Source organism: Bacillus sp. GMa5/1, assembly GCF_050172015.1.
Taxonomy (GTDB): Bacteria; Bacillota; Bacilli; order Bacillales; family Bacillaceae_G; genus Bacillus_A; species Bacillus_A cereus.
In genome coordinates this window covers 1-9,469 of record NZ_JBNLYC010000154.1, presented here as the reverse complement: position 1 = coordinate 9,469, position 9,469 = coordinate 1, and the positions used below count along the sequence as shown (strand labels likewise).

The following is a 9,469-nucleotide window of genomic DNA, read 5'->3' as shown; positions in this document are numbered from 1 at the left end:
TTTCCATGTTCAGTTAAGCTATATTCTACTTTAGGTGGTATTTCTTGATAAATTTCGCGTTTTATTAGTTGATCTTGCTCTAATTCACGTAATTGCTTTGCTAACGTTCCTTGAGATATATCTGGTATTAATTTCTTTAATTCACCAAAACGTTTCGTCCCATCTGTTAGCAAAATAAACAAAATGAGTGGCTTCCATTTCCCACCGATTATTTGTAATGTCGCTATTACCCCTTTTAACTTCGGTTCTTGTAAATCCATTTTTCTCACCTCTCCACTGATATCATAAAGTGAAACTTTAATCAGTGGGGGTTTTATTCATCCCCCACTGATTATTAGTTGAACCAATCGGGCGTTTACGGGCAGTTGATCTCTCACCTAACTTCCTCGCATTTTCCTAACTTTGAGGTGAGAGTTTTACTGCCCGTTAATGCGGGATAAACCATATTTAGCAATTTTTCTTATTACTTATCCGCGTAAATAGCGATTAGTACGAAATTTGCGACTATGTACATACAAAGTGCGTACTTCTCACTTGATCCCTTTTAGCGAATAATAAAAGTATAAGTTATATTCTAAAGTTTTTTATTAAAGGAGTGGCTAAAATATGTCTATTACTACATTAAAAGATAAGCGTATTGTTATCATTGGCGGGAGTTCTGGTATTGGATTAGCAACGGCAACACAAGCAATTAAACAAGGTGCACATGTTATTATTGCAGGGCGTTCGGAAGAAAAATTAAAGATTGCTAAAAAATTAATAAATAGCAATCATCTCCACACTTACGTATTGGATAATCAAAATAAAGAGCAATTACAAAATTTTTTCAAGACAGTTGGGAACTTTGATCATTTATTCACACCCGGAGCCTCTTACACACTTGGACCAATTACCTCTACAGAGGAAATTGCTGAAAGTAGCTTCATCGGAAAGTTTTGGCCTCAATATTATGCCGTAAAATATGCCATCCCTTTTCTTTCAAACTCTGGATCGATCGTGTTAATGTCCGGTGCCTTTAGTCAAAGACCAATTAAAGGTGCGCCTGCTTACGGAGCTTGTAATGGGGCTATTGAAAGCTTAGGGAAAGCTTTAGCTGTTGAATTAGCTCCTATAAGAGTTAATGTTGTTTCTCCTGGAACGATACAAAGAGAGAATGAACAAAACGAAAATAGACTAGCTGCTTATGAATCTTATAAATCTCTTTCTCTTGTAAAAAGGCCTGGCCATAATAATGAAATTGCACATACTGTTCTATATTTAATGCAAAATAGTTTTACTACGGGTAATGTATTATTTCCAGATGGAGGGTACACATATCATTAAATTATTTAAGACAAAAGCCCCTTATTACGGTGGCTTTTGTTGCTAATGTAAACATTGCTGAAATTTCCAAAAAAATGGTTGCATTTCTTTATTACCAACAGGTTGGTTTTTAGAAGATTCATTAAAGGAATCCATTATAATCCGCTCATTTTGTACATTTGCAAATAAAATTGTGCTAGTAGTTGACGAATCAAATCAAGAAGTAATTTATCTTGATATTTATGGATAAGTTTATAAAGAAAAAAGGCATATAAATAATGCCTTTTTTCTTTATCTTCATTTAACTGGATAACAAACTTCTGTAACCCACTTATTAGGATCGGATTCCATCGCTGGGCTCACATGATAAATATTAAACATCGGGCCTGCTAATTTGTAACCCTCTGTCTCAATCCATTTTGCCGCAGCCTCATTTACAGCTGTCATCTGTTCATAACTTCCATTAACTGTTATAGAAGCTACATTAGTCGATTCCATATTTTTAAATGTAACGTCTTTTGTATTTTCGTGCTTACCTAGAATACTTAGCTGTATTTCTATATCTACATCATTTTCTTTGTATTCACGATCATGGAAAACCGCAATACTATAACTCGGTTGGGCAATACTAATATTTTTCATTTGAATTTCTTGCATTAATACACTCCATAAATCACCTTCGCAATTATACGATGGAATAATCTTTCTAACACTAGCTACAGTTCTTTCTGGAATTTCTTTTATTGAAACATGATAATTCATCTCAACAACATCCTCTCTCATCGTTTTCATTGAGTCTTCGAGGAGACGTAATTGTTTTTGGAGGTTATTCATGTCTTCTTTAATTTGAGCACTACGATTTAAAAATTGCTCTTTTATGGTATCTATATTATCGCATTCTATTATTTCTTTGATGGTAGCAATATTAAACCCCATAGCTTTTAACGTTTGAATTTGATTTACTTTTTTTAATTGGTCTGCTGAATAAAATCGATATCCACTCTGCTCATCGACTTTTACTGGTTGTAGTAATTCCACTTTATCGTAGTGTCTCAACATTCGTATACTAATGGAAGATAGTTTTGAAAAATCCCCTATTTTAAACATGATTTCCTCCTATAAGTTACATCTACTTTGAAGCTCAACTTTATCTTAAACAATGACATTGTGTGAGAGTCAACTGTTTATAACGTTTGAATTATATTTCTTTATTTACTTTTATATCCTCTTCCTTCTTTAGGTTATAAAAATTCACTAATTGATTCGATCGCGACTAGCAATCAATTGATTTACCTTCATATGAACCTCTATTCTTATTTCTCATTAAAAACATATTTGCAATATAATAATTACATAATGAATATTACCTATTATGCAATTATTCTCTCACTTCATGAATCTTATCCTTGTATATTTCAAACCACTGTTGCCATTCATCTTTAGAAAATTCTTTCTCTTCTCCTTCTAAAACGTAAGAAAAAAGATTTAAACAAATATGCCAACCAGCTATATCTCTCGGTGTATGATCTGTTAATTCATGAATGTACTCTTTAAGGAATAAAAGAGTACCATTTTCCTCTTTATGTATTTCAAATCGGACACGATCTTTATCCCAAGTAAATTCAAGTACTGAGTTTACTTGACACTCTAAAATATCAATGTTTATGAATGAACCGTTCATCATGTCGAACTTTATTATTCCACCCGTTTTAAGGCTTTCAATCTGTAAATTGGACATCCATTTTTTCAGCTTACTGTTTTCTGTTAATACAGACCAAACTTCTTCTGCCGTATATGGAAATTGGCGTTCAAATTTCACAATATATCCATCATTTAGTTTCCCAATTTCAGCTATCATTTTGATTGCCTCCTTATACAGAATATATGTTCTCATTTCATTTTACACGAATATAAATATAAAATAAATATTTATGTCAACGAAGTGTTAATTTAAAGTGAATGACGCTGAGAAAAACTTAAATATTTTCTAAATCGAGTTATATAGTATTGAAAATTAAATATAGATTTACGTACAAATAAAAAAGCCGCATTTGCGACTTATGAAATCATAGGATTAACTCCTTTTTTGGTTGAATGATTAGCGCTTAATCGCATCGACAATTAGCGATGGAAAACCAAGTTTATCGCCTTTATTTCTAGAATCATACCTTTTCGAACGGAAAATAACACCGTCGTTTGCATCCCATTCGTTGTAATAAAACTGACCATTTTCATCACAATATTCAAGTAAAACTACCTCGAATCCAGCAGTTTCAAACATTTTCGTTAATGTTTTATAATTATGAACGATTTTATGACTTGCTGCTGGATGATCTTTCGGACCGGGTCCCCCTATTTGAACTATATTTTGATATACCTCATCCTGAAAGAATGCATCAGGGACTCCGCACCGAATATGACCAGATGGTTTTAAAAATTCATAATAGATTTCAGCTGCTCTTACACCTTCTTCAAAAGTAAGGTGTTCCCATACATGCTCAGCTAAAATAGCTGAAATAGAGTTGTATTCAAATCTTTCTTCCCACGTAGCTTTATCTAGTAAGTTAAGTTCATCTTCTTGCGTTTGAATCCAGCCTGGATTATTATTAAACACTCCAGCTCCGACAACTACTTTAATTTTGTCTTGTTTTATTGCCACCATGTTCACCTCTTAAACATTTTAATTCATTAATATATTCTATGTTTACTATTATCCTTCCTCCTTCAACAAATGTAGTAACATGAGTCCAGTACAATACCGAACTCATGCCCTAAAAACTCTCTAACGCAACAATCTGTCTAACTCTATAAAATTAGTTCATAATATACGATTTTTCTTACAGAAATATAGCACACCAAACATTAGCATAATACCAATTACGTAAAAAATTGTTGTTCCGCTCCCACCAGTATTAGGAATTACCCAATTATTCTTCGCATTTTTCACTGTTATTTTTTGTGTCTTTACTGCTTCTGTAATTTCTATTTCTATTGGATCTCTAAGTAACATGTATCCGTTCGGTGCTTTTATTTCTTTAATCGTATACTTTCCAATTGCTAATTGGTTGGAAATTACCTTTCCTTTTTCATTCGTTATTAATCTACTAACTTCTTTCCCTTCTTTATCTAACACTTGAAATACAGCGCCTTTTAGCTTTAATTCACTATCCTTATCATCAACTTTTTCAATTTCAAATTGCCCAGTCGGATCTGGCAATTTCTTATTTTCTATTTTAATTTCTACTACTGTATCTTTTTCTATTTTTACAGCTATTTTATCTTTTAATAATTCATAGCCTTTAGGTGCCTCTATTTCCACTACGGTATAGTTTCCTATTGGTAAGTTTTTTGATATTACTTCTCCTTCTTCATTTGTTACTAGTTCTCCAACTACTTTTTTATTTGAATCTTCTATATGAAACTTTGCCCCTGCTAGCTTTTTATTTTTATCTCCCGTATCTACTTTCACTAACTTCATTTTCCCCATTGGATCTGGCAATTTCTTATTTCCTATTTTAATTTCTGCTACTGCATCTTTTTCTATTTTTACAGTTATTTTATCTTTTAATAATTCGTAACCTTTAGGTGCTTCTACTTCCACTAAGGTATAGTTTCCTATTGGTAAGTCTTTTGATATTACTTCTCCTTCTTCATTTGTTACTAGTTCTCCAACTATTTTCCCATTTAAATCTTCAATTTTAAACTTTGCTCCTGCTAGCTTTTTATTTTTATCACTTATGTCTACTTTCACAAGCTTCATTTTTCCCATTGGATCTGGCAATTTCTTATTTCCTATTTTAATTTCTACTTCTGCATCTTTCTCTACTTTTACAGCTATTTTACCTTTTGATAATTCGTAACCTTTAGGTGCTTCTTTTTCCACTAAAGTATAGTTTCCTATTGGTAAGTCTTTTGATATCGCTTCTCCTTCTTCATTTGTTACTAGTTCTCCAACTATTTTCCCATTTAAATCTTCAATTTTAAACTTTGCTCCCACCAATTTTTTATTATCATTATTACTATCAACCTTTTTTATTTTTACTTTTCCTGTACTAGGCTTGTTCCAATGTTTCCAGTTAAATTTGAAATTGTGAAACTCAAATCCACCAGTTTGTTGTACCGCACCAACAAATGCTTGTCCATTAATCGAACCGCCTTTTGTTTCTAATACAGCATTGGGAGCAAACACACTCCCAACTACACCATATCCCTCTGTTGTAATTTTTTTCGCATTTGGAAAAACCCAAATCATTTTCCCATATAGCTCAGTAAACGGGGAATTAGGCGAATATGGTTGTGATGTAGGAACTATATCTGTAGCCTTTCCAATATTGTTCGTGTCATATAGAATAGACCCATTTTTAAATGTAACCTCTATTGCATCTGAATACATTACAATAAAATCTTTGTCCTTAGCATTGGGCAAAAATACATCTCTTATATCTAAATTAATTTTCCCTGTCAATTCTGATGAAACATAAATATTAGGATTGTTTATATCTTTTCCGATTCCATGACTCATATTTGGAATTGGGGTATTCGTTTTATATTGACCTGCATTTTTACTGACTTGGTTCACTATATTGCGAAATTCATTAAATTTCGCGTCAATTTCTAGTTTTTCTTTATAAACGATACGATCATAAGAGGATTGTATGATGCGATCTGGATCACTCTCTTTTGTCATTACGACTATTCCGTTTTGAATGATAAAAGATTCTTCTCTTGATTTTTTTAGTTTTCCAGACAATAACAAGGACGGATATCCCTCATCAACCCATTTTTCACCTACTATATTAGATGTTCCTGCTGCTGCACCTACAATCGTATACCCCGATGCATCCATATCACCTTGAACTGCAATTGCTCCTTCAATGTCGCCACCTATTGCTTTATGGTTACCAAAGACAACAGCATTATAACGCGATATATCTCCTAGACCTTCTAAGGTAGTCGTGGATCCATATGCTTCTTTTGGTACATATACGACAAAACTTACACTTAACATTAACAAAACAATAAAATGAATACTTACCAGCTTTAATCGTAGCCTCAATTCCTTTGTTCCCACCTTTACCGTATTTTTTTTATAATCGAATAAAATGAATTTTTATTAATGATGATTTACTTCATCCCCTATATACCGTCTTTACTTATCTTTGAATTTCCGGTCCCACTTCCCATTAATGCAGGATAAATACATTCTATCGAGTTAACTTTTTCTTATAAATTACGACTAGAAGCACACATAACAATAGGATTGTAACTATTACAGTCCACTTATTAAATATAAATATCTCTGTACTCACTTTTTGTTTTTCTTTCTCGTTTAACTCCACGCGCTCACCTCGAACTAGCAATCTATTGGTGTTTACTCCATAAGGCGTACACGTAATTAAAGTTGTATAATCTTTATTTTCTACAATTTGTAGATCGTCCGTTTCATGTGGTAACACTACTTTAATTTGATCTACTTTATAAGCAAGAACTTTGTCTAAAGAATGAATATAAAAAAGATCTCCTTTGCTCAACTTATCTAAATCTGTAAATAATTTTGCTGATGGTAAACCACGATGCCCTGTTAAAATAGTATGCGTACTTTCTCCACCTACCGGGAGCGAAGAAAAATCTAAATGACCTATCCCGCGACCCAATACTTCCTCAGAGGTCCCTTGATAGATTGGCAGTTTTATATTAATTTTCGATATTTCAATATACCCCATTACATCTCCTAAATTTAACACATCAGCATACGCTTGATGATTACTTTTTTTTTCAGAAAATGGATCTGTAAATGTTTTCGCAGAAGTTTGAACTTGTTTATTATATTCGGCTGCTTCTTTTTCCCTACGTTCGACTTCTTTCTTTTGTAATGCTTTAATCTTCTTATCGTAAGAGCTAATCTCAGAATAATGTGCACGAGTCGCCAACCAATTACTAATAGTAGGATATAAAAAAATACCTAATCCAAATAAAAAAATACCCCCCAAAACAAGATTTCGTTTCATATTTCCACCTCTGTATATGCTTAAATATCGAAAAGAGGGAAGCATTTTGCTTCTCCCCTTTTCCCATAGTTACATGTTCCTAAAATCTTAATTTCTAGCAAACTTTTTTCTAAAGAAAACAAATGCCGCTGTAAGCATTAACGTAAGGCCTATTACAGTAAAAAGAGTCGTTCCTATGCCACCCGTTACCGGAAGAATCCATCCACTTTTATTATTTTCAATCGTCAATTTAACCGTTTGATTATTTTCACTAATCTTTACATCAATGGGGTCTTTTAATAATTGATAAGATGCTTTTGTACCATCTTCTTTTGTATATGTTGGTGCTTTCGTTTCAAAAATTTGATAGTCTCCATATGGAATGTTAGACCATTTAATAACACCATTTTCATCTGATACACCTGTTACTTCTTTTCCTGCTACGACAACTATTTTTCCATTATTATCTTTAAGTACAAACTCTGCACCTTTTAATTTATTCTTATTAGCACTATCAATTTTTGTTAACTCAATTATTCCAGTTGTCGGAATAACAACTACAGGTTTAGATTCCTTTTCTCCAATTACATCATTTTTATTTGTAAAATGTATTTTTGCTGTATTTAAAATTTCCGAACCAGATGGTACTCCTTCTTTTACTTGGGATTTAATTTGCAAATGAAATTCTTTTTTACCATCTAATTTTGTGAAATCTTTTACTGTAGCTGTTACTTTTTGACCTTCTATAGCTACCTCAACAACGTTTGCATTTACTTCTGCTCCATCAATTTTCACGATTGGCTTTCCTTGAATCACTAAACGATTATCCAAAGTATCTGTTACCACATATTTTTTGTATTCCTTAATGTCTTCTGGAATTAATGTTTTAATATCATAATTATAATTAGTTAAAGGGTTTATTGGTAACGCTTCCAATTTTCCGTTAATTTTTTTATCAATTGTTGGTTCTTCATTGTTTTTCACTTCTATTTTAACTACTGTACCAGAAGTAATAGTTCCATCTTCATTAATTGTTCCGGAGTTCTTAACAAAAAACTCACGTTTAGTTGGATCTATTACGTAGCCTTTCGGAGCTTTTGTTTCTTGGAAATAGTATTCACCATACTCCAATCCTTGCACGCGAATATGACCATTAGCATCTGTTACTAACTCTTTTTTCACTTCTGTACCATCTTTTTTAAATAAAGAGAATACTGCACCTGCTAATGCTTTTTCATTTACACCAGTTTTTATTAAATCCACTGCACCACGTTTAATCTCATTTTTGGGATACATGTGAACATCATAGTTTAGCACCTTACCCTCTTTATTCGTTAATGGGATATCCACTGTATACGTATTGGGATTTAGATTAACATGTGGAGGTCCTGCCACTTCTTTCACCTCATAACGTCCTAGCGGAAGATCTTTTAATACAGCTTGTCCGTTATCATCTGTTACTACTTGATTTGGAGTGTCTCCCATTACAGGTTTCACGTCTTCTTTTACGATTTTCCCATCGTTTGAAATTTTTTCAAAAGAAGCAACCCTTTTCACTTCAAACGTTACACCTTTTAATGGTTTCACATCTTTTGGCACCTCTTGATTTGCAGAACCGTCACCTTCTAGTCCCTGCGCTCCATCTTTTTCTTGTTCATACTTATGAATCGTTAAAGTACCTTTAGATGGTGAATCTGCCTTTACTAATACACTAGACCATGTAGAAAATGTTAAGAATAACACTAAAAGCACACTAAATATTTTTTTCATTTCTCTTATCCCCTTTACTACTTCTATCATTTTAAAAATTTCTTTATTACTATTACCTTCTTAAAAGCAATAGTGTGCCAAGTATCAGATTTAAACGAATAACATAAAACATAGTCGTCCAACAATCCATTGTTTACAATCACTTATTCACTTTTCTTATCTTCTATTATTACGTTGTCTCTCCACATGATATATGTAATTTTCTCCCCTAAATTACACGTATATCCCTATTTCAAGAATCATTACATTTGTTACATAATAGCTTTCACTGCTAATTTCGACTAGTCACTTACTGTCAATCTATTCATATCTCACTTCCTATCCCTATTTAAAATCCAATCTTAATCATTTTTTAATACATATAAGTAATAACCAACAAATAAGTGTGACGATTCATATTTTACGTTACT

8 protein-coding genes are annotated in these 9,469 nt (G+C 32.6%); 1 reads left to right on the top strand and 7 read right to left on the bottom strand.

Annotated elements, in window-relative coordinates:
- The coding region (locus tag ACQGSG_RS23335) for a winged helix-turn-helix transcriptional regulator (RefSeq protein ID WP_426948136.1) at positions 1-260 on the bottom strand (260 nt) is incomplete at its 3' end.
- A 346-nt stretch (positions 261-606) separates the two neighbouring features.
- Between ACQGSG_RS23335 and ACQGSG_RS23330 the strand changes: the two genes are divergently transcribed.
- Positions 607-1,323, top strand: a complete 717-nt coding sequence (locus tag ACQGSG_RS23330) for an SDR family oxidoreductase (protein WP_053512864.1) — start codon at positions 607-609, stop codon at positions 1,321-1,323.
- A gap of 276 nt (positions 1,324-1,599) precedes the next feature.
- Here the strand turns inward: ACQGSG_RS23330 and ACQGSG_RS23325 are convergent, their stop codons facing one another.
- From ACQGSG_RS23325 to ACQGSG_RS23300, 6 genes are all read right to left on the bottom strand, one after another.
- Positions 1,600-2,409, bottom strand: a complete 810-nt coding sequence (locus tag ACQGSG_RS23325) for a MerR family transcriptional regulator (RefSeq protein WP_023522019.1) — start codon at positions 2,407-2,409, stop codon at positions 1,600-1,602.
- A gap of 271 nt (positions 2,410-2,680) precedes the next feature.
- Complete coding sequence (locus tag ACQGSG_RS23320) at positions 2,681-3,160, bottom strand: SRPBCC family protein (RefSeq protein WP_048568117.1); 480 nt, start codon at positions 3,158-3,160, stop codon at positions 2,681-2,683.
- A gap of 240 nt (positions 3,161-3,400) precedes the next feature.
- Complete coding sequence (locus tag ACQGSG_RS23315; RefSeq protein ID WP_325842877.1) at positions 3,401-3,964, bottom strand: SAM-dependent methyltransferase; 564 nt, start codon at positions 3,962-3,964, stop codon at positions 3,401-3,403.
- Positions 3,965-4,120: 156 nt separating this feature from the next.
- Positions 4,121-6,358: a SpaA isopeptide-forming pilin-related protein gene (locus ACQGSG_RS23310; protein ID WP_325842878.1), complete on the bottom strand. Its 2,238-nt coding sequence runs from the start codon at positions 6,356-6,358 to the stop codon at positions 4,121-4,123.
- 148 nt (positions 6,359-6,506) lie between these two features.
- The gene (locus tag ACQGSG_RS23305; RefSeq protein WP_080296745.1) at positions 6,507-7,310 is read right to left on the bottom strand and encodes a class C sortase; all 804 of its coding nucleotides are present in this window, start codon (positions 7,308-7,310) and stop codon (positions 6,507-6,509) included.
- 87 nt (positions 7,311-7,397) lie between these two features.
- A complete protein-coding gene (locus tag ACQGSG_RS23300; protein ID WP_095209574.1) occupies positions 7,398-9,059 on the bottom strand; it encodes a SpaA isopeptide-forming pilin-related protein in 1,662 nt (553 codons plus the stop codon).
- Positions 9,060-9,469 lie beyond the last annotated feature (410 nt).